Here is a 21,894-nt window from a genome sequence, read left to right on the forward strand (position 1 = left end):
GAGATTATTTTTACTGAACATAGTTAGAACAGTTTTAAGAGAAATAGGTAAAAATAAATATTTTTATGATAAATAGTAAATCCTCCTGTTTCTCTTTTTTAGGTTTAAGGGGTAAGGACAAGGTTAAAAAGTATTTCCTTGATATTCCAATTAAGAATGTTTATGATGATTTTATAGAAATAAATAATTAATAAAAAATAGGGATTGAAAAGTATGAATAAATACAGTGTCACTTCAATAATTCCATATTTTATACAATGAACGCTCAGTCATAGGACTGGGCGTTTTTAATTGTGTTTGAAACCAAACTCCATTGTAGGGAGGAGAGAGAACATATTTGGAAAGACTTTATATAATTTTCCTTTAATGCAGGTAGTTCTTTTTATAGAAAAAAAGCCTTTAAATAATTTTTAGGCAATGAAATATTTAGAAGGAGATGTTATCATTGAGTTATTTTTCTTATTTAAAAAAGGAGAGTTTTACTGGATTAGATATTTTGAAATTACAGCACAAATTGAAGGTGTATCAAAATCGGTTTGATAATATTGTTTTGACGAATAACCATTTCCTTCCTGATAAGCAAGATATAGAAGCAGTTTCTTTTGCTGTTCCACGTAGCAAAATTGCACTGCAAGTAAATTCAATGATTACCAATGAGTTCAAGATACGGAACAATACGAAGTATATGGAAAGAGTATTCAAGGGTGAAAAGATGTATTTGATAGCAAATGATATTGATGCCATGCAACGATTTTGCGAATGGAATTATAATTTTGGAAAATTTGAGGATAGAGAGGTGTATGAAAAAAAGAGAGATTATTTTAATCTTCTCTCACCAGAATATAATAAAACCCTTTTATACAATTGGGGTATGTTGAGTGAAGGTTTATCAGAAATCCTATATATCTTATTCGACCGACACTATGATATGTACACATATGATAAAGAGGAACATATACGCTTTATATCTGAATTAAAAAACTGTGAATGAAGTTTTAACTTAAAAGAAGAGAAATAGGTCTGAATAATCATTAAATATATTTAATTTGTTAAAATGTCTATATAGAAGTTAAGAATGTAGAATGTATATTATTAATTGAAATCTGTTTTAAGAACCATTATCATAAACATAACGACATTTATTGGAAATAAGGATGGAGAATCGTATGAAGATTGCATGTATCCATAATAAAATTCCATATTTTATATAATTAACGCTCAGTCATAGGACTGGGCGTTTTTAATTGTGTTTGTTTCCAAACTATATTGAAGGGAGTGATGGAAAAACAGGATTTCTAAACCGTATCAATAAAATGGGAGAGTGAATTTATGAATGAAAAACTTGCTGTTTCTATTGTGAGAGCCATTATTCGAGATATATGTGGCAGATATGGCATGGAGCAATACTTCTAAAGCACAGAGCCAAAGATTTTGGTCAAAATTTATGAAGAGTGGATTCGTGTTGTGTCCGTAGAACTTGAAAAAGCTGGGGTGAGAGATAAAGTTTATGAACCGATAAATGTGGATGAAATGAGTTTTGTAGATATCATTTACCGTTCAGACTACTATTTACAGAATGATAATGAATAGTGATAAGGGGGATGCCAGTATGAGTAGAGCATTAGAGCAAGATAGTGATGTTAAGATTGCTGAAATGGTGGAAGATGTGTCATTTGATGATATAGATAATGACAATTGTGAGTGGCTTCAGAAACCACCTGTTCATTTAAAAGAATACGGATTTGATGAAGTGGATAGAGAAGAAGAGTATTACTTCGTGAGAGAGATATTGTCAGATTATTTGACGGAGAGGTAAGGGGTTAGCTATGGGTTTGTATGTTTGAAATAAGAAATATGAGGTTTGTGCAACTAAATCGTTTAGGTATGGAATCCAAATATAGAACATTTTACAGACCATTAGGTTTAGAAACCACCTATGGTCAAGATTTTAGTGAAAAAGTTGAAGAAATTTCTGTTTCTTATCAAACCCTCAACAGATATACAGTTATAAGCAAGGATGATTCTTCGGCAGGAATTATCAAAGGTAGTATGACTCTCATTGGTGAAAGCTCAACGAGGTAATTGAGGATTACTTTATGGTCTACTAAATAAGGGGGAATATGAATGTTTAAACGAATCATTAAGCCAAAAACAGATGAAAGCCTCTGGGAGTGGTCAGGAACTCAAATAATCCATTTTGCATGTCATAAGGATGCAATAGATGATTTTATTCGTTCAAACACCGATATGTATGCACAGCAAGGTTATGAAGTGATTGATACCTATATAACCGAAAGTAGTATGAATTATACCGTTAAATTACTGCTTAAACCTATCCAAAAGGATAGCCTAACTATCAAAGAAGATGCACAACCCATAACTTATAAAAAAGTACAGGAATATGATTTACCAGAAAAAATAGAGATTTTTAGTGCCAGATTACATGGAGCAGAACAGATGCTTATGTTGATTTTACATGGCTTAGGGTTTAGAAAGTTTTTAGAACTGTTATCCCCTGAAGAAAAGGCACTCTTAAAGAAAATGTTAGAGGAGGGAGAATGAGTATGACCGGTGAAGAAAAGTTTATATTCATAGGTGAATTGCTCAAAAAACACCATCACGCATTTGAATATATGGCCAATGATAATTTGAAAGATTATGTGGAATTAATGGCTATGTTTTTGAAAACGGAAGATGATGTTATTCTTCGAAGTTCTTTTGATACGATGGATAAGATTGTTCGTAATACCATGCTTGATATTGAAGATGGGGTTTATGCGATTCCTCATTCAGAGCATCCAAAAGTAAAGGTTCGTGCGTTATATGAATATTGTCAATCGAAGGGGATTTTTTCACCTAAAGACCTAACACCAGAGGAAATGAGGCGGTTTGTCATTGAGGAAGGTAAATGAAGGGAGAGGTATTTTTAGTGACGTTGAAACGCAAGGAAGCGACTAATCCCACTAAAAGACCCATGTCTGTGCCTTTAAAGGAGGAATTTGAAACCCTGAAAGAAAAGAATCAAAAGGCTCTACGACTTCTTGCCAAAAGGGGTTTTTAAGGATAATCTAAAAGAGGACACCGATACTGGACATATCGGGGGGCACTGAGCCTTAAGGGTTTGGTTCATTGAAAATTGGATTATTTACGAGAACGACCACAGAGACCACCCTTTTTGCCTTTGCCGAGCTTTGGGTGGTTTTCACTTTCATATGATATTATGAATTCTTCGGAGGTTAAAATGGTGGATAACAAGGAAGAACTACCGATAGAATTATGCCCCCATTGTGGTAAAAATTTAATAAGAGTGCTCCCGTAAGAAGAACAAAAAAAATACAACAACCTCAGATATTTAAGACTAAAAATCGGTATTTCCAATTGGGATTTAATCATTGGTTGGAAATGCCCATACTGTTCAAAAACCTGGAGAAGGGAGTTTTGACCATATGTTAATCCCTATGAAAGAAGCTCAACGGGTAGATTTTACGACTTACGAAGAATATACATCAGCAGAAAATAAGTTAGAATTGGTGGAGGGGACTTTTCTCCCGTTCAATAATGAAAGACAAAAAATGATTATGTTGTGTTTATATAACATGGGCATCAGTGCATTCATTAGCTTACTTCCACAAGAATCAAAAGAAGAATTGTTTCATTTGATTCAACAAGATTTGAAAAAGTGATTTAGCTTACGAAATTTTCCTGTAGTTACTTTCTGTTTATTTGGAGGTCTGGTAAAATATTAGTAGCGGAGCTTTGGGTTTTCGTGCATCGAAAGGACATTCTTTATGAGAACGAGCACCCTTTTTGCTTTACGAAACAACCACTATTTTTGCTTTTGCAAAGTTCTAAGGTGGTTGTTTTTATTATGTGTATTAACTATAAAAGTTTAGATAGTATGAAGCAACATTATTAATAGCTATTGGAAGAAGTAAAGGGGGATGTGATAAAATGCTTTCTCTTGAAGAATATATTTCAAAAAGAAAAAAAGAAGATAAGATAAATGAATATGATATTGATGCCAGAATGGATAACATGCGAATATGTGTGAATTACGTATTTGAGTATTTTAATCAGTATTTAAATATTGAAGAAATGGAACAAAAGACATTTTTAAACGAAGAACGTTTAGTAAAGTTCAGAAATCAACTGGAAATGTATAATAATGAAATTCAGGAATGGTTAGTTAATATCTATGATGTACATGAAAAGCATATCCATCGCTCTATAATCAGTTTTCTTAAGAAGGATGAACTATTTTTCCTTTACAATAAAGAGGAAGAATTTAGGAGCTGTTCTTATGATTGCTATGCTCAGCTAATAAAAAAGAACGCATTTTTAAAAGGTCAAACAGAAATGTTATTCCTTTTTATAAAAGATTACCATAGGATTGAAAGCGAAAGAGAAATAAATACCCCTTCAGTATTTTTAACCGAAGAAATCAACGAGTGGTTAGAAAAGACTTGGAATAAGTACAAAGTAAATATTTGGGCTTTTGCTTCAGATTATTTATCAGGATTTTATAATGATGATTCCTTATGGCCGTTAAAACATAAAGTTAAGAGTAACGAAGAATGGAAACCATATATGTATGATTATAAGCAAAAAACAAATCTATTTAATCTGAATTCCCTTTACACAAAAATTTCTCGGAAACCGTTTATCAAAGGGGAAAAACAGTATCTTGAGATAATAATGATGTACATATGGTTACATGAAATATGGGGAGATGAAGAAAACTATTGGGAAGAATATCGTAGTAAGGTTGTTAATGCTTTGTAAAATAATTATAAAACGATATCAGCACGAGTAGAAATTGGATTTTCCCATCCAGTTCCCCTCGTGTTTTTTGTTTCTTGTTAGAAAAGCAGAGTGAAACAAAATAACGATATATATATGAAGTTTGGGAAAAATGGAGGGGATTTGTAGAACGTTGTCGAAGTAATTCTTATTATTGGAGGGGATTATGTGACAACAGCACTATATTTTTTGTCAGAATGGGCGGGGGAAGATGCGTGGAAAATACATGTTCTAAACAAAGTTAAAACAAAATGTGAAATTGATTCATCTCAACTTTTAGAAGATGTTCTTCGATTAATAAAAAGTAAAGAAAAACTCGATAAAATTCCTGATATAGATGGGGAATATTTAGATAGAACATCCATGGTTATTGATGAAATAAACGCTCCACGTAATATTAATGCCTTATCAAGTGATGTTCGCTTTTCATTAGGTAAAAATCTTAATGTATTCTACGGAGAAAATGGTTCAGGAAAATCTTCATATGTTCGTATGTTCCGTAAATTAGCAGATAACTATTTTACTTCAGAAAGGGATTTGACGATAATCCCAAATGTCTATATGGAAGAATCTATTGAAAAACCAATGTTGCAAACCGTTGAAGCCACATATACATTGGGTGACAAAAAGAAAAATGAAATTATAGACATTAATCAAAGACATTCAGCATTATGTAAAATAAATGTCTTTGACAGTGAATCTATCATTCCTTTGATAAATAGTGACCTTACTTTTAGCATTCTTCCAAAAGGATTTGAGTATTTTCAAATTATTTCTGACCTGTTAGATGCATTACGAAACGAAATCTCCGAAGCTATTGAAGCTATGATAGCGAAGCAGGATAAAATATTTATTGATTCTTCTTATAATTTTATCCGAGACGAACTTGAGAATATTTTTAGAGGAGTAAAAGATTTTAAGAGTATTAAGGTGTATCTTGATAACAACTACCCCCGCAGTGACTCATATGAAGATGTAATTCAGGAAATTGAACTTCAAATCAGTGAGTTGGAATCCTCTAATCCAAAAGATAAGATTAAAATTTTAAATGCACAGAAAACAAAACTTTTAACAATTAGGGAATCTATTCAAAAATTGTCCGCTATCTTAAATCAAGAAAATTTAGAAAAGGTCAATGAGCTAATTATGGAGTTTGAACAAAAAGTTCAGGAGGAACGTGAATTTAACGAATCCTTTCAAAAAAATGTATCGTTTCTGGAAGTGGCAAATAATGAATGGGTAGTGTTTGTTAAGGCTGGTAAACAGTATTTTGATTCTATTAATAAAACTCAACTCAAAATAGGTGAACCCTGCATTTTTTGTAGTACCGCTCTTAATTCAACAAGTGTAAACATGATTGAGAGCTATATGAAACATGTTAGTAATAGTAATAAAGAAAAACTGAGTTCCATTGAAAAAGAAATACTAAGACACGATGTAACAAATGTGGTGATATCATTTGCTGAAGAAGAGGCCGAACTGTTTGAAAGTGAAAAATTTATAGAAAGAATTAAATTCGTTATTCAATTAGTGAACCGTAATATAGGGGCATTCAGTGCAAGTATTAAAGCAAAAAAAGTTATCGATGAAAAAGTAATCTTAGATGTAACGGATGTGGTTAAAGAGATTAATTTGGAAATTGACGTATTGAGTGACAGGATTGAAAATCTAAGTAAATCCAATGGAGAAACAGCTGTGATTATTGCTTCACGTAAGGAATTAAAAGAAACTTTACAAAAGAATGAAAAACTTCATAACTCATTGAAGCTCTTAGAAGAGTGGTTTCAGTTTCAAGAATCTATTGAAGAATATAAAAAAGTGAAGAGTAAATTTTCTACGAATACTTTGACAAAAAAACAAGCTGAGGCTTTCAAAAATATTGTACAGGGTGAGTATTTAGAAACATTTAATAGATTTGCTAAAGAACTGAAAGTGTCAAATGTAGACTTAAAACTTATTCCAAAAAAAGGGGAAACAATGCGAAAGAAATTTGTCTCTTCTGAGGAATATAAAGTGTCTCAAATTATGAGCGAAGGAGAACAAAAAGCAGTAGCCATGGTGGAGTTCGCTACTGATATAACTATACGTAATGATTTTAACACTATACTCTTTGATGACCCTGTCACTTCATTAGATTATAAAAGGTCAGAAATGATTGCCAGTTTGGTTTATCAATTGTCATTAGATAGGCAGATTATTGTATTTACACACAATATTATGTTTTACTACTACCTTTATAATGCAAGTGCAAAAATGAAAAACAAAGAGAACAAGTTTTTCAAGGTAGATGAATTTGACAAAATGAACAAAGGGATTGTGTCAGAGTCCTTTAGCGGTAGATTAGAAAATTTAAAAGAGGTAATGAAAAAGTTAACTACTCAAGAGCAAACAATAAATTCAAAAGCATGTTTTGGGGATGAATTAGAGGAAGCGTTGAAGAAGGCTTATTCGGACATCCGAACGTGGTGCGAATTGATTGTGGAAGAGGGCTTCTTTAATAGTGTTATACGGAGGTATGAGCCCAATATAAGGTTTACAAAAGTTAAGGAGATTAAGGGTCACTTTATTAATGAATTAACTTCAGTAAGCGACTTATTTGATAAATCTTGTCGTTGGATGACTGGACACAGTCAGCCTACCGAGACTCAGCATATTCGTGCAACAAAAGAGGCTTTTAATGAAGATATAAAATATATACAGCGACTTTACGACCAATACAAGTAAAAGACAAAGTTGTCATATTAATAAATGAAGGACAAATCAAGAGGTGAAATTATGGGGTTAAGTATAAGAAATTTAAAAAAAGGATTGGAAATAAAAATTAACAAATGTGTTGCTCTTTTGGGAGAAGAATACACATCTTTAAATTACACTATATACTTTTATGACAACCGAGAGAAACTCCTTAAAGAACAAAACAATAAGCCTGATATGAAGGCAGAGCAATATACACAGATATTAAATGGTCAAACTGAGACTGCGGGTGTAACTATTGGAGAAAAGGGGAGAATAAAAATTTTCCTATTTCTATTCGGGGATATAAACAGAGACCCAAATGAAATCATTAGTTTAATTGGTAATCTATATCATGAGATTCGCCATGCTTGGCAAAATGAAAACAAGTTGTTCCAAAATGAAGAAGAAATATCTACAATCGATGGAAATCTCGAATCATATCTTAAATTGCCATCCGAGAAGGATGCATATCGATTCCAGGAAGAACAAATGCAAAAACATGGAGAAAGAGCATTAGAGATTTTTGGCTTTAATTTAAAATTTGAATATCAATTAAAACCTGAAATAAGAGAGGCTATATATTCATAGATGACTAAATGTGACTTTTGAAAAAAGATTGAAGATAAAACTTTATTTTTCCATTTCATATTTAATAATACTATACAAAATTCGTGAAAAACCAATGGTTTTTTAAAATGAAGGGAGGAAGAAAGGAGAGAAAAAACGCAGGAGAAAACAGGAAAACCATCTTCGTAATCCCCTAATTACTGTAAATCCTTTTACCATTTATGTTATCCTGAAAATCCTGATTTCTGACAAAAGATAGGAGAAAAAGAGCGAGGGATATTTACCGTTTTTGTTTTTAGACAGATATTAGGAAATGGGAGAAAGGCAGGAATGGAAAGGGTTTGGGGAGAGGCCGAGTGAATTATCGCCTGAAGAGATGGAAAAGTTCCTTCAATAATAAAAAGAGAGTAGGGTAAGTCCTTCTACTCTCTTCATACATAGGATTACCAAAAATCATCGGGTTCAACAACTTCACTAAAATAAGGACTCTTTCCAGTAAATAAATCAATATCCCATTTTTGCTCCCATGTTTTTTTTCCAGGTGTAAATATGGCTTTAAGTTTCATTTCCTTATGTAAGTCATATTTAAATGTCTCAAATTCATAAAATAAACCCTTTATAGTTTCCTTATATGCAGTGGTACGTTCATTTTCAAATGCTGAAGGCACTTTATTTAGATTGACCCATTTCAAGTTAAATTGTTCGATTATGTCATCGCCAGAAAACTGTTTAAAATCATCAGCGGTAATAAAGTTTTCGTCAAAATAAATTGGACTTAAGAATTCCTGCCCATCTTCATCTGCTAAAAGAAAGTAGGCTTCAACAATCTTTTTCATCTCAAAATACCGCAGATAGTTCACTTTCAATTGTGGTAGCGTACCAGTTAAATCGTCAAAGTCTTTGAATTCATATCGGTCAAGTCGACCTTTTTCGATGACATACTGGGTTCTACCACCCCTTACATACCTTCGTTTCTTCCCATCCACTGTTATTTTTACTTCAGTAGGGATGGAATTTTTAAATTCATAGTGTTTGACAAACGCTTCTACAGAATTAAATGGATTCATTTCATCAACCTCATTATTATCAGGAATATAGGATAGGGTTATAGGAAGGAATACAGTTTTAATTTCTGATAATCATTCATTTTCTACATTCTATCATATCTTCTCATTTCCCCGTCTCTACCCTTGTATTAAACTTGCTTAACTCCTTCTCTGCCAAGGAATAATCTCAAACATAGAATCTATGATATATAAAATCCTAAATACAAATCAGGGTTTCATTACGAAAATTTTCAATAGGAGGTTCTAATCTATTAAAAGGATTAGACAGATTGAAAAGGAGGAGAGTTTGGAATGAGTAAAAATGGAGAGGACCGAACAGTAAGCAACAATTTTGGGTCTACCCTTAAGTACTGGAGAGAAAAACGAGGCATGAGTTTACAAGAGCTTTTTGAGAAAACAGGAGTATCAAATGGCTATATTTCAAGACTTGAAAGAGGAGAACGAAAAGCACCCAGCGTTCCCATTTCGGCTAAACTCGCAGATGCCCTTGGAATCCCACTTTCGTTGTTATTAGATGTTTCAACGTCTGAAACACCGATTGATGAAGCTCCGTTAGTTGCAGAGTTAATCTTGTATCATGATTGTAAAAAGGATACTGACCATCTTTTGAATAAAGAGGAGAAGGAATCTTTTATCCAAATCATTGAGTTTGTTCTTGAAATGGATTGGAATGAAGATAACCGAATTAAACAGTTATTCGACCTTTCAGAAATGATTGATGATTTTAAAGAGGTAAGTAAATAAATTTGGAACAGGGGACTCTTTTGGGGTCTCCTATTTTATTAGGAGGGAAAAGATTATGAGCTATAATGGGTCAGAAAAAGAATTTTTGGTGACATTATCGTTAGGTCGGGAACGAATTCTTGAAAAGGAGCTTGGTTTGGGATTAGAAAATATACAGTTTGAGAAACATTATCCAGGTTTGAAAATTGATATGTACGCACATGAATGCAGTTTAGGAACAGAAGTATTCGTTGAAAACCTGTTGCTTAAGAGCAACAATCCCCACCAAGAAAAGGTATTAAAAATCATTGAGATGATTGAAGGTGGAATTATTGTATATATTGCTTCTGCTTTTCATGATAAACACGTAAAAGAGTTGCAAGATGCAGTCAAGAAGTCTGGTAAATCGATTACTCTTTACTTTGCAGAGTTAAATCCTAATATATTTATCCCTCTTCAAAAACTGAATCGTATGCACAAGTTAAAGGTCTTTGAAAATCTAAAATTGTTGAATATAGAGAATCCTATTCGATTTTTAGAAAAGGAGAGTATTATTCAGCCGATTGTTGCTACAAGGTTGGAACAGCAGGAAAATATCAGTGATTTAGAATCGAGAAGGAAAAAAGATAATGAATTTCTGTTAAAGACACTAAGAAGTCGTATCCAATATTTCATGCCTTTTCATCGAGAAAAGGCACACTTACAGAAATTACGTATCATTAGCTTTGGAGCAGGTCGTAGTGATTGCAACTACTATGTATCGCTTAGTGACAGAAGAAATATAGCTTTTGTAGAGTTACGGTTTAGCGATAGAAATAGCAAAATATATAATTCTATTAAAGAAAAAGAATCAATTGTACAGGAAAGATTCAATGGAACGATTCAATTTAAGGATAACTGTATATCAGTGAAGTGTAAGCCTTCAGAATATATTGAGGACACCGTTGAAAAATTGGTAGATATTTTTGAGAAAATGATTATTGCTTTCTCAAATTACACTTATTATTTCTATCAGAACAATCAAGAAATGTGGCAATATCATCAACAAGGGATATAATAGAAACCTGTTAAGGCATTGGATTATCCAGTGCCTTTTTACATGCCCTTATAACGTCTAATGAATTCTTTGCCAAATTCTCTTGTACTTAATTTTATTCTGTCTTTTGGTTCATATTCTATCTTGAACGAGAACTCTTCATTTAATCTTTTTAATTCTGCATACATACTTTTTACAGGTGTTTCAATTCCATCAATTACTTTATAAATCTCAAGTTTGGGGTAGTGGATTATTATCTGAAAATAGATATATTCGATACAAACCATTAGTTGAGCTGACTTCTATCTTGTCCAACAATTTATTCATGCGATTATCCCCTCAATAATTTAGAAATGTCAATCAATAGGAAAATTATATCCAGTATATTTTGCTAATGAACCATTCTGTTAGCGTTTGTTTCATAAAAGTATTTAAACAATTGTGAAAGAGATATGATACTATTTCATACTTGTTCTTAATTCATCATATTTATTTCGCAATAGTTCGGAGCAATTACACAAAAACTATGAAATTGTTCATACCTTTTCTAATCAGAAGAGATTTTTCTGTTTGCAGGAAACTATTATTTTAGTAATTTGAGGATTTATCCTTTTCACAAAACAGTATTTTCTTAATGTAGGTCAATATTAAAACAGAAGTTTAGGAATATCTTTCCGCAAGGAATCTATAATATAGCACCAGAAAATATTTGAAAGAGAGGGAAGTGCAATATGGATTTAAAGTTAAAAGACAAAGATGTTCTGATTGAAGGTGTCGCTCTTCCAATACCTTTGCAAATTAGCTTAGAAAAAAGGGGGAAGACGGTTGTAAATCATCGATACGTTGAGGATGTAAAGGAACTACAAGTGCTGTGTTCCTCCTGCAATCAGTGGCATTCTACTTGCAATCTGGAGGGTGGGGCATGGGTCGATATAAACAAAACCTATAAGCTCTGTAACAAAGGAAAACACAATGAGTATTTTGATACTTACTGTCTGCAATGCTATGAAAGTAAGAAAAACAAAGATACGAAAATAATCGAGCAAGAGCCTGTGGTGATGGCGGAAATAGAGGAAAAATGCAATGTCGGAAAAGAAAGGATTCAGCAAACCGTCTTTCTTTATCCTGATAATGATTTGTTTATCAAGCTATATTGTGTCTTTCAAAACAAAAAGAAAAACCAACTAATAAATGAAATCATCGCAGAATTCAAAGCCAATAACCCTATCAACCTTTAAAACTGTCATAAAAACACCTTTCCTATTTTTGTTCAATTGCTGAAATATCTGTAGTTTTCGTATTAAATTTTATATCAAAACCCTACCATATCCAAAAAAAGAAGGGGGTAATAGGAATGAAACGAAAAGATGGGGAGCTTTACTACAAGGTTCAAGAAGTAGCTTATCTGATAAACCTTTCCCCTAAGACCTTGTTCAACCTTATCAAGATTGACCGCCAGATGAAAGAGAACGGAGAGGATGGCTTTTTACCCAATCCAACAAAGATAAATAATGTCCAGCATTTTAAGCAATCGCAAGTAAAAGAGATAAGAGCTGGAATTGCCAAATTAAAAAGAGGAGATTTAAAGCAGTATCGAACAAAAGAAACGACCTATCAAAAACTAAAACAGGAAAATGAGGAACTTGAGAAGAAACTTGCAAGATTAGAGGGGATAAAAAGTGAGAATCATTGATGGTCAGAGGTATCTTACCACAGGAGACTTGGGAGCATATGTAAATCGTAGCCCTGCTACAATTGCTCAATGGTGTAAGTACAGCGATATACTGGCTGAGAAAAATGAGGAGCGATTGATTCCGAAGCCACTCATTATGAACGGACAGCGTTTATTTACTCCCGAACAGGCATTAGTGGTAAAGGGGTTTGTGGAATCAAAAGGAAAGTATGGCTTGATGGCAGAGTTTAATAGAAAGAGACTTGGCAAACGTGGGCAAGAGATTAAGAAGAGGGTCAGAGATAGGGAAAAAGAGCAGGAGAAAATACAGGTGGAAATGAAAGAGAAGGAGCTTGAGGTGGCTCTGTCTAAGGTTAATCGGGCGGTAGATTTTAAAGATAGATTTAAGCATATAAAAAAGAACTTGTAGCAATGATACAGGTTCTTTTTGTGTTTTTTTGGTTAAATATTAGATGAATTGAGATGATAATAGGAAAGTGGATTTTAAGGCGGAAAGGGCAGTTAAGCATTGATACATAAGGCTTTATAGCTCTCCACAACTTTCGGAAAACATAAACCTATATATAGGGCAGGAAAAAAATGAAAGTCTCATTTGAAATGTCGCAATCCTATATCTAAAGTAGGAATAAATTTTTTTAGGACTTTACTGTTTTATACTTTTTTTCGGCTTTACAGCCTTACATTCAATTGCATCAATTATCCTTTGAAAAGTCGAAGTTAATTCTAAAAAATCAAGAACAACTCTTAATTAAATTCTGTTGAGAGGGATAAGACATACACATGAAATTGTCATAGTTCCCATTCGTGAATGATTATAACTGTTGAAATTGCTCCTATTGCAAATAATCTAAGACGTTTCGTTACAATAATAAATAAGAGCTTATACAGGCGATATAAGTAAACTTAATTAATGAATCATTATCAAGAGAAGTTTATAAAGGAAGTATCCGTTTTTAGACCTCATAATGAACTGAAATCTTATAAAACCACTCTAAGACGTTATAGAACGAATCTTGCAATTTTTTGATTGAGACAAAGGATATAATCAAAAGGAAGTCATATAACACGCAATTGCTCTTTTAGAAATGAAAGGAAGGAGTTGAGCCAAGTTGTACACAGTAGAAACTATTTTAAATAGAATTAACGGTAGAGGCTACCGTATTAAGGCATCTTATGTAAAAAAAATGTTAGAAGAAATCATAAAGGAAGGCGGTAAATTAAAGAAAGAGCTATCTAAGTTTGCCAACATAGACTTTACCAACAATCGTGAGGTAATTGGATTTATTAACAAAACTTTATTAGGAAGAGAAGCTATTAAAGGAAAAACGGTTACGAACACAGCTTTAGAAGAACTATTTACGGAAACAAACAATTCATTCTTCCAAACGCTTATGCAATATAGAAAAAGTAGCGATAGATTTACCAAAGTTTGTTCCTTTATCAAAAATGTTATTGACCCAGATTTTAATAAAGCTGATAAAGATAACGTAAAAGTATTTTTAGAAAAAGAGAAGTTTGGGGATATTCGTATTGGACCGACAGCAAAATTAAATGCGGGTGGTGGAATTAGTCTATCTAATCCTTCCTTACCGTTTTCTGTGGATGATATCAAGAACATGATAGTTGAATATAATGTGGCTATTCCCTGTAAAAGTATGGAGGATGTTCTTTACATTCTAAATAAATATGGAGACCTTTTATTCGGAGAAGATTTCTTGGTCATTGGAGCGACCTTTTATGCCAACATGATTATAAGTGAATGGGACTGGATACCTTTTCCCATGCCAAAAGAGGAAGATTTAAAGCATATGAAAGACTTCCGAAGAGAGTTTGAATTAGATTATTAAGGAGAAAATAAAAGAAGAACCAGAGTAGAAGGAAAAGAAAGGATAAAAGCAGGAAGAGAATTTGTTTCTATATAAGCTAAACATTCGAGCGGTGCAGAAAAATAAAATTCAATGTTTGCAAGATTTAGAGACCACTGTAAGTGGTCTCTTTTTCTATACAGACTGGTCTATGATTAAAAGATAGGTTTAACTAATTCCTTAATTTCTTCATCTGTTAGTGAGTAAAAGGAAAACCTATTATCCTCATTAGTTTTCTTCACAAAAAATGTTGCCCTTTAATTGGAAACCCATTTGAAAAGTCTATTTCATTTTCATTTGCGATAATAACTATGCTTTTATCAATTACGCTATCAACAATAGCATATTTTCCCCTTACTAATTCCTCAAAGGATTGAGTATTGTTTTCAATCTCTAATACTTCTGGTTCATGGTCTAAGGACCTAAAAATAATACCTTTATCAAGTAAATACATCTCCCTATTATTTGAATTAATTAAAGCTATACAATAAGAATTATACATGCGGTAGGTTACTTGAACCTTAATATAAATATTGGGGAATGTTCCTTTAATTCTACAAGACTATAGTCAACATATTCCTTATTAATCTGATAAAATGAGTTCATAGGATTATTATTGGTATTTATAAATTGAAGGTTTAGGAGGATATTGTCATGTTGCATAACGAGGATTCGAGAGTTAAAATACCAGCTATTTTACATTTTAAGCGGTTAGGTTATGACTATCAGAGTAAGAAGAATGCAAAAATTGACGGGAGAAACAACATTTTTGTAGACATATTTAAAGAGTCAATTAAACGAATTAACGATAAGGACTTTAGTAACGCTTTTCTTGATGATTTGATAAATGAAATTGCAACATTGACGGATAACACCAAAGATAGAGGTCAATCATTTTTTGAAAGACTGGTTGGTTTTCATTCTGTGAAACTAATTGACCTAAAAAGTCCAACTAATAACGACTTTAGAATAGTTTCAGAACTTACGTTTAAAGGGGAACGAGAAGAATTCAGACCAGATATTACTATACTTGTAAACGGTATTCCTTTGGGATTTGTAGAGGCTAAGAAACCAAATAATAACAAGGGGATTCAGGCTGAAATATCGAGGATGAAATACCGATTAGAAACGGAAGATTTTATTCCATTCTTTAACCAATTCCAACTACTCGGTTTTACAAATAATATGCCTTATAATGACGGTTCGCAAGTTCAAACAAGAGGAAGCTATTACACAACACCAAACTGGGAAAAAACAACTTACAACAATTTTAGAGAAGAACAAGAAATACCAGTGAATGAATTTCTTGATGACGTTTTTATAAATATGGTGTTGAATGACAATCAAATTATGTCAATTAAAGAAACACCTGAATTTGAAACAAATCTAAAACCAGATACGTATGCAAATAAATTTATTACCTCATTTTTTTCAAAAGAACGGTTTATTTTCTTTATCAGATATGGAATTGTTTATGTCGATTCTCCACGAGATGGTTTACAGAAACACATCATTAGATATCCGCAATATTTTGCTATCCAAGAGCTTGTGAGAAAAATGGATAACGGATTAAAACGTGGAGTTGTATGGCATACACAGGGTTCAGGGAAAACAGCTCTATCCTATTTTATTAGCAATGTTTTAAGGGATTATTTCCAAAAGAAAAATGTGATTACCAAGTTTTACTTTGTTGTAGATAGATTAGATTTGTTAAACCAGGCTTCCACTGAATTTTCAAGTAGAGGCATGACGATTGCAAGTATTGATTCAAAAGAAGACTTTAGAAAGAACATAAAATCTCCTGTTATTGTTCCTCCTACATCTCAAGAGGGAAGATATGTGGAAACTATGAATGTAGTTAATATTCAAAAGTTTTCGGAAGACTCACAAGTAGATTTAGATGTGGACAAGGATATTCAGAGAATTTATTTTCTGGATGAAGTTCACAGAGGCTATAAACTGAAAGGAACATTTTTAGCCAATTTATTAGGTGCTGACCCAAATGGAATTTATATAGGATTAACAGGTACTCCTATTTTAAAAGAAAATTTCAAAACAACCGACTTATTCAATGACTATATTCACAAGTATTACTATAACAAGTCCATTGCTGACGGTTATACGCTTAAAATTAAAAAAGAAAATATTGCAACACATTTCAGAAATGATGTTAGGAATATACTAAATATAGAGGAAGGGGAAAAGATACCTTCTAAAGATTGGGAGCTTGTCACAAAAGAATCTGTATTTGTTAATAAACTTTGTGAGTATATTCAAGATGACTTTAAGGTTTTTAGGGATGACGTTCACAAAGACAAGACATTAGGTTTCATGATAGTATCTTCTTCTTCTGACCAAGCAAGGGCTATTCAAGAATGGTTTGAGACCAATAGTTCCTTGAAGACTGCATTGGTTCTTTATGATGAAGATGATAATAAGGATAAACAGGAAGAATTTAGAGGTAAAAGAAATAAAGAAATGGGTAATAAGGTTGAAAGTAAGTTGGATGGGGTTATTGTTTTCAACATGCTTTTAACAGGATTTGATGCACCAAGACTGAAACGATTATATCTATTAAGACAAATTAAGGAACACTCCCTACTACAAACACTTGCAAGGGTTAATCGACCTTATAAAAATACGAAGTTCGGTTATGTAGTTGATTTTGTTGATATTACTGAAGAGTATGAAGAAACAAATCGTAGGTATCTGGAAGAACTACGTGCGGATATCGTAGAAGATGATGGTGCAGATATTGAAGAAATGTTTGTTGATGTAGAAAAGGTAAAAGAAAAAATACAAGTAATCGAAAATAAATTGTTTGCCTATATGGGAAACATTGAGGGGAACTTGGAGGCTTTCCAAATCCAAATTCAACCTTTAAACGAGGAACAATTGAGAGAAATGAAATCTGTTCTTGTGGAATACAGAGAATGTTACAATGAACTTAGAATGAGTCATGAGGATGTATCAAACATTCCAATTGAACGGATAAATAAAGCATACTACGAGGTTTCCAATCGGATTAACTTAAAGGTGGCTGAAAGAATATTAGAAAATCCAAATTCGGATATTAGAGATATTACCGAAATTGATTTCACGCAACTTATTGTCGAGTTTTTAAAAATAGGTGAAGTAGACTTAGAATTTACCACAGAAAATGATATTCTTGAAAAGGTAAATAAAATTAGGAATGCTTTTTCGGCAAATAATGACCAGTCGGATGATGCATTTAATGGCCTTCAGAATAGATTCAAAGAGATTATACGTTCACTAAGAGATGAAGGGGATACAACCCAAAAGGTACATGAAATCATGACTAAGCTGGATGCTTTGCTACAAGATATCTTGGTGCTAAATGCACAAAATAACGGACTTACTTCGAGATATCATGGCGATGACTCATACATGAGAATACATAAAAAAATCATAAAACGCTATGATGAAAATTTAAATGATATAATGGTATTTCAGATAATGAGTGAGATAATTTCAGAAATGGATAACCTCATTGGTCATATGCACCAGCCAACTGAGAAGGTTGTCTTCCACCAGATGAAGAAACCTGTTAAAAATGCTTTTAAGAAACAAGGATTTACATTATCATTGAGGCAAGTAGAAGAGGTTATCTATCTCTTTTTGGATGATAAATTTAAAAAAGATTAAGTAAAAGCCCCCCTTTATAGGGGGTGTTTTCATGTATCTAAAGATTGAAGGGGTTGTAATATGAGTATTCAAGAGTATCTGGATAAGATGAAAGAAATGATTGATGAACTAAAGGCAATGAGTACAGCTTTAGGATTGGGTAATACTGGCGATGAATACAAAATTATAGGGGAGTTATTTACCTATAAATTTTTAAACGATAAATTGCTCTATGATTTTGAAAATAGAGAAGATAAAGATGAAGATTTTGATGAATTTGTTGAGTTTGCAGGAATATATACTGCAAAAATGAAAAAAGAGCATCTAATCGACAATCTTTTTCAAAAACAAAATGAGGATGATTTTCATAAAATATTTGACAATGCCTTTGAAGAAGTAAACGAACTGAATAAAGATATTTATAACATTGAAACTGCTTCTGGCAAGAAAAAACCACTTTTTGAAAAGTTATCGGTGTACATTAGAGACGAAGGTAAGGAAGTTGAACTTGCTAAAAGAGCAATCAATATCTTGGCTAAATATAAATTTAATAATATTTATGATGGTGGTTTTGATTATTTTTCAACAGTTTTCGAGTATCTAATAAAGGACTATAATAAGGATTCTGGAAAATATGCTGAATACTTTACTCCTTTATTTGCTGGTAATATCATGGCAGACATATTATATAATGATACACCTGTTTCAAATGTGTCTGTATATGACCCAGCGGCTGGTTCGGGGACTTTAATTCTTGCATTAGCAAATAAAATAGGTACAGACAAATGTACAATCTATTCACAGGATATTTCACAGAAATCTACTCAGTTCTTAAGAATTAACTTGATATTAAATAAATTAGTTCATTCTCTACCAAATGTAATTGAAGGAAATACGTTGACTAAACCAGAGCATAAGGATGGAGACGAACTTAAAAAGTTTGATTTTATAGTAAGTAATCCACCTTTCAAAATGGATTTCAGTAATATGATTGAAAATCTTAAGGCGAATAAATACAATCGTTTTTTTGCTGGGTTGCCAAACATTCCAAAGAAGGATAAAAATGGAATGGCGGTATATGAAACTTTTTTACAGCACATTATTGCCTCTTTGTCTAAGAAGGGAAAAGCATCAGTTGTTGTTCCAACGGGTTTTGCATCAGCTTCTTCAGGTATTCCAAAGAAAATTAAGAAGAAACTTATTGATGAAAATATGCTAAGAGGTATTATCCATATGCCTTCAAATATTTTTGCTACAACTGGAACATCGGTAAGTATCCTATTCATTGATAAGACAAAAACAGATGATAGAGTAATGTTAATGGATGCTTCAAATTTGGGTACTAAGGTAAAACTTGATGATGGACAAAGAACCATTTTGTCCGATGACGAAAGAACAAAAATTGTTACATTCTTTAAAGAAGGTAAGGTAGAAGCTGAATTTTCTGCTATAGTATCAAATAATGAAATTAAAGAGAGTGGGTACTCTATTCAAGCTGGACAATACGTTGAACTCAAGGAAGAGGAATTAGATTTTGATATCAATGAAAGATTATCTGAACTTTCATTAGCCTTAAAGCAACAAATTGAACAGTCTAAGGATTTAAATAAAAAATTATTAGATATTTTGGGGGTATAATGGCTAATGCAGAATTATAAACTCGAAAATCTATGTGATGTAAAATCCAGTAAAAGAATATATGTTAGTGACTATGTTGAAGATGGTGTTCCGTTCTTTAGAGGTAAAGAGATAACAGAGCTTTCAGCTAATTTAAAACTATCTGAACAATTATTTATTTCATATGAAAGATATAATGAAATAAAGGAGAAGTTTGGAGCACCTGTTAAAGATGATATTCTTTTAACTGCTGTAGGGACGATTGGAAATTCGTATATGGTTGAAAAAGAACCTTTATATTTTAAGGATGGAAATCTTATTTGGTTCACAAACTATAAGACCGATATTGTATTACCAGAGTACCTTTATATTGTTTTCAACAGTAGTTGGTTTAAGAAGACTTTAATACAGAAGGGTCAAATAGGTTCTGTTCAAAATGCCTTAACCATTGAAAAAGTAAAAAGAATTGAAATTCCCATACCTTCATTAGAGGCACAAAAAGATGTTATAAAAAATGTTAATTTGCTTAACCGAAAGATTAAATTAAATATTGAACTTATCGATAACTTAAATGAATATACAGAGTTAATTTTTCATAAATGGTTTGTTGATTTCAATTTTCCTGACAAAGATGGGAAACCGTATAAAGATAATAGCGGTGAAATGTCAAAAAATAGCGGGAAATTGGTTCCAGTTAATTGGAAACCTACAACAATTGGTGTTATTACAATAAACTACGACAATAAGAGAATACCATTATCTGATTCGGTAAGAACGAAGAGGAGAGGTATATATCCTTATTATGGGGCAACACAAATTATGGATTATATTGATGACTATATTTTTAATGGTGTCTATTGTCTAATTGCTGAAGATGGGAGTGTTATTGATGAAAATAACAGACCGATAATGCAACTTGCTTGGGGTAAGTTTTGGGTAAATAATCATGCTCATGTTCTTCAAGGAAAAGGTAATATTTCCACTGAATATATATATCTATCGTTAAAACGGACTAATATATTGGGTGCTGTAACTGGAGCTATACAAAAGAAAATTAATCAGCAAAACTTAAACAGATTACCAGCAATATTGCCATCAAATGAAATCATGGTACACTTTAATCAGATAGTACAGCCACTTTTCAAAAAAATTATGGAATTGACTGATGAAAATTCATTGTTAAAGGAAATAAGAAATTTGTTAGTTAAGAAATTTATTTGAGAAGGCAGGAAAATCCTGTCTTCTTTTTTATATGTTTTTACAGAACTATAGTGTGCCTCCTATAAAATGTTTTCTTTAAAATAGATTATTTTTATATTAAACAAACTGTTGAAAAACAAAATTGTTATAAAAAAGTAAAACACCATAGAACCGTTCTACTATAGGCAATAATGAAACATGTGGATAAAATTATATTATAAAACAATACATCCAAGAAGGAGGGTTTTTGATTTGAAACCATTTACTGAAACTAAAAAGAGTATGAGCAATACGGAGAGCAATGAAAACGATAAGATAAATCGAGAGAGGATAGAGCAAATGGCTTCTGCCTACAATCACCAAGAAAGAGTAGCACATGTTGATAAAACAGTTGAACTATTTAATGCTATGTTTGCGAGATTGAAAGCCTCCAAAAATGGTGAGAAGAAATGAAGCAAGGAAATTCAATAGATTTAAAACCAAGAATAGGCGATAGTAAGATAAAGGAAAAGCAGTTTAGAAAACAGAAAAGAATTGATAGGCTAAAAAATCAAATGGAAGCTGAAGGTGCTACTGGAAAGGAAATTAGAAGTGCTGTTTATAAATTAAAACATCTGGAAGACAAAAAGATTGAAGAGGGAATTCAAACCAAATACGTAAAACCTGGTAAAAAAGAAAAAGTCCTTTTGCGAGAAGGACTCTTACAAAATAAAAACTATGAAACTTTAACCATTATAAATAGTATAGCAGAGCACAAGATAACAATTCCAGAGAAGATTACCAAGCATAAGGAATTTATGGAATACATGCAGACTTTGGACTTCCGATTTTATTTAGGCGGTTTTCAGAATTGGAATATCAATGAAACAAGAGCATGTATATTTTTTGAGAGAAATAAAGCATGGATAAAGCAAGATGATAAAGATGTCAACGCCGAGTTACTTT

Annotated in this window: 22 protein-coding genes; 20 read left to right on the top strand and 2 right to left on the bottom strand. The window is 32.3% G+C overall.

The window, feature by feature from the left end; all coding sequences use genetic code 11:
• Positions 1-445 precede the first annotated feature (445 nt).
• From BTO30_RS16125 to BTO30_RS16165, 9 genes are all read left to right on the top strand, one after another.
• Entirely contained in the window at positions 446-991 is a 546-nt protein-coding gene (locus BTO30_RS16125) for a hypothetical protein (RefSeq protein WP_075399717.1), read from the top strand.
• A gap of 618 nt (positions 992-1,609) precedes the next feature.
• The gene (locus BTO30_RS16130) at positions 1,610-1,816 is read left to right on the top strand and encodes a hypothetical protein (protein WP_075399718.1); all 207 of its coding nucleotides are present in this window, start codon (positions 1,610-1,612) and stop codon (positions 1,814-1,816) included.
• Positions 1,817-1,863: 47 nt separating this feature from the next.
• The gene (locus BTO30_RS16135) at positions 1,864-2,082 is read left to right on the top strand and encodes a hypothetical protein (protein ID WP_143331996.1); all 219 of its coding nucleotides are present in this window, start codon (positions 1,864-1,866) and stop codon (positions 2,080-2,082) included.
• Positions 2,083-2,124: 42 nt separating this feature from the next.
• A complete protein-coding gene (locus BTO30_RS16140) occupies positions 2,125-2,562 on the top strand; it encodes a hypothetical protein (protein WP_075399720.1) in 438 nt (145 codons plus the stop codon).
• Between the two features lie 2 nt (positions 2,563-2,564).
• A complete protein-coding gene (locus BTO30_RS17150; protein ID WP_143331997.1) occupies positions 2,565-2,912 on the top strand; it encodes a hypothetical protein in 348 nt (115 codons plus the stop codon).
• A gap of 480 nt (positions 2,913-3,392) precedes the next feature.
• Complete coding sequence (locus tag BTO30_RS16150; protein WP_143331998.1) at positions 3,393-3,683, top strand: hypothetical protein; 291 nt, start codon at positions 3,393-3,395, stop codon at positions 3,681-3,683.
• A gap of 268 nt (positions 3,684-3,951) precedes the next feature.
• Positions 3,952-4,782, top strand: coding sequence for a hypothetical protein (locus BTO30_RS16155; protein ID WP_075399722.1), 831 nt, complete (start codon positions 3,952-3,954; stop codon positions 4,780-4,782).
• Positions 4,783-4,968: 186 nt separating this feature from the next.
• Positions 4,969-7,524 carry an AAA family ATPase gene (locus tag BTO30_RS16160; RefSeq protein ID WP_075399723.1) on the top strand — a complete coding sequence of 852 codons (2,556 nt, stop codon included), beginning with the start codon at positions 4,969-4,971 and terminating at the stop codon, positions 7,522-7,524.
• Positions 7,525-7,575: 51 nt separating this feature from the next.
• A complete protein-coding gene (locus tag BTO30_RS16165) occupies positions 7,576-8,124 on the top strand; it encodes a hypothetical protein (protein ID WP_075399724.1) in 549 nt (182 codons plus the stop codon).
• A 422-nt stretch (positions 8,125-8,546) separates the two neighbouring features.
• Here BTO30_RS16165 and BTO30_RS16170 read toward each other — a convergent pair whose 3' ends face one another.
• A complete protein-coding gene (locus BTO30_RS16170; RefSeq protein ID WP_075399725.1) occupies positions 8,547-9,170 on the bottom strand; it encodes a hypothetical protein in 624 nt (207 codons plus the stop codon).
• A gap of 291 nt (positions 9,171-9,461) precedes the next feature.
• Between BTO30_RS16170 and BTO30_RS16175 the strand changes: the two genes are divergently transcribed.
• The 6 genes from BTO30_RS16175 to BTO30_RS16205 all read left to right on the top strand — a co-directional run bounded on the left by BTO30_RS16175 (position 9,462) and on the right by BTO30_RS16205 (position 14,469).
• Positions 9,462-9,914, top strand: coding sequence for a helix-turn-helix domain-containing protein (locus BTO30_RS16175; RefSeq protein WP_075399726.1), 453 nt, complete (start codon positions 9,462-9,464; stop codon positions 9,912-9,914).
• A 55-nt stretch (positions 9,915-9,969) separates the two neighbouring features.
• A complete protein-coding gene (locus tag BTO30_RS16180) occupies positions 9,970-10,950 on the top strand; it encodes a hypothetical protein (protein WP_075399727.1) in 981 nt (326 codons plus the stop codon).
• A gap of 710 nt (positions 10,951-11,660) precedes the next feature.
• Positions 11,661-12,167, top strand: a complete 507-nt coding sequence (locus BTO30_RS16190) for a hypothetical protein (RefSeq protein WP_075399729.1) — start codon at positions 11,661-11,663, stop codon at positions 12,165-12,167.
• 116 nt (positions 12,168-12,283) lie between these two features.
• The gene (locus BTO30_RS16195) at positions 12,284-12,622 is read left to right on the top strand and encodes a hypothetical protein (protein ID WP_075399730.1); all 339 of its coding nucleotides are present in this window, start codon (positions 12,284-12,286) and stop codon (positions 12,620-12,622) included.
• Positions 12,609-13,031: a hypothetical protein gene (locus tag BTO30_RS16200; RefSeq protein ID WP_075399731.1), complete on the top strand. Its 423-nt coding sequence runs from the start codon at positions 12,609-12,611 to the stop codon at positions 13,029-13,031. Before BTO30_RS16195 ends, BTO30_RS16200 begins: the two co-directional genes overlap by 14 nt.
• 700 nt (positions 13,032-13,731) lie before the next feature.
• Positions 13,732-14,469 carry a hypothetical protein gene (locus BTO30_RS16205; protein ID WP_075399732.1) on the top strand — a complete coding sequence of 246 codons (738 nt, stop codon included), beginning with the start codon at positions 13,732-13,734 and terminating at the stop codon, positions 14,467-14,469.
• 256 nt (positions 14,470-14,725) lie between these two features.
• Here the strand turns inward: BTO30_RS16205 and BTO30_RS16210 are convergent, their stop codons facing one another.
• Positions 14,726-14,941 carry a hypothetical protein gene (locus BTO30_RS16210; RefSeq protein WP_075399733.1) on the bottom strand — a complete coding sequence of 72 codons (216 nt, stop codon included), beginning with the start codon at positions 14,939-14,941 and terminating at the stop codon, positions 14,726-14,728.
• 200 nt (positions 14,942-15,141) lie between these two features.
• Here BTO30_RS16210 and BTO30_RS16215 point away from each other — a divergent pair, with 200 nt between their 5' ends.
• The 5 genes from BTO30_RS16215 to BTO30_RS16235 form a co-directional block, all read left to right on the top strand.
• Positions 15,142-18,153 carry a type I restriction endonuclease gene (locus tag BTO30_RS16215; RefSeq protein WP_075399734.1) on the top strand — a complete coding sequence of 1,004 codons (3,012 nt, stop codon included), beginning with the start codon at positions 15,142-15,144 and terminating at the stop codon, positions 18,151-18,153.
• A 60-nt stretch (positions 18,154-18,213) separates the two neighbouring features.
• Positions 18,214-19,770, top strand: coding sequence for an N-6 DNA methylase (locus BTO30_RS16220; protein WP_075399735.1), 1,557 nt, complete (start codon positions 18,214-18,216; stop codon positions 19,768-19,770).
• Positions 19,771-19,776: 6 nt separating this feature from the next.
• Entirely contained in the window at positions 19,777-20,970 is a 1,194-nt protein-coding gene (locus tag BTO30_RS16225) for a restriction endonuclease subunit S (protein ID WP_075399736.1), read from the top strand.
• Positions 20,971-21,201: 231 nt separating this feature from the next.
• Positions 21,202-21,402 (top strand): hypothetical protein, encoded by a 201-nt coding sequence (locus BTO30_RS16230; protein WP_075399737.1) that lies wholly within the window; start codon positions 21,202-21,204, stop codon positions 21,400-21,402.
• Positions 21,399-21,894: hypothetical protein (locus BTO30_RS16235; protein WP_143332000.1), on the top strand; the 496-nt coding region annotated here is incomplete at its 3' end. The genes BTO30_RS16230 and BTO30_RS16235, both read left to right, overlap by 4 nt.

The sequence above is a fragment of the Domibacillus antri genome (assembly GCF_001936625.1).
In the GTDB taxonomy this organism is placed as follows: Bacteria; Bacillota; Bacilli; order Bacillales; family Domibacillaceae; genus Domibacillus; species Domibacillus antri.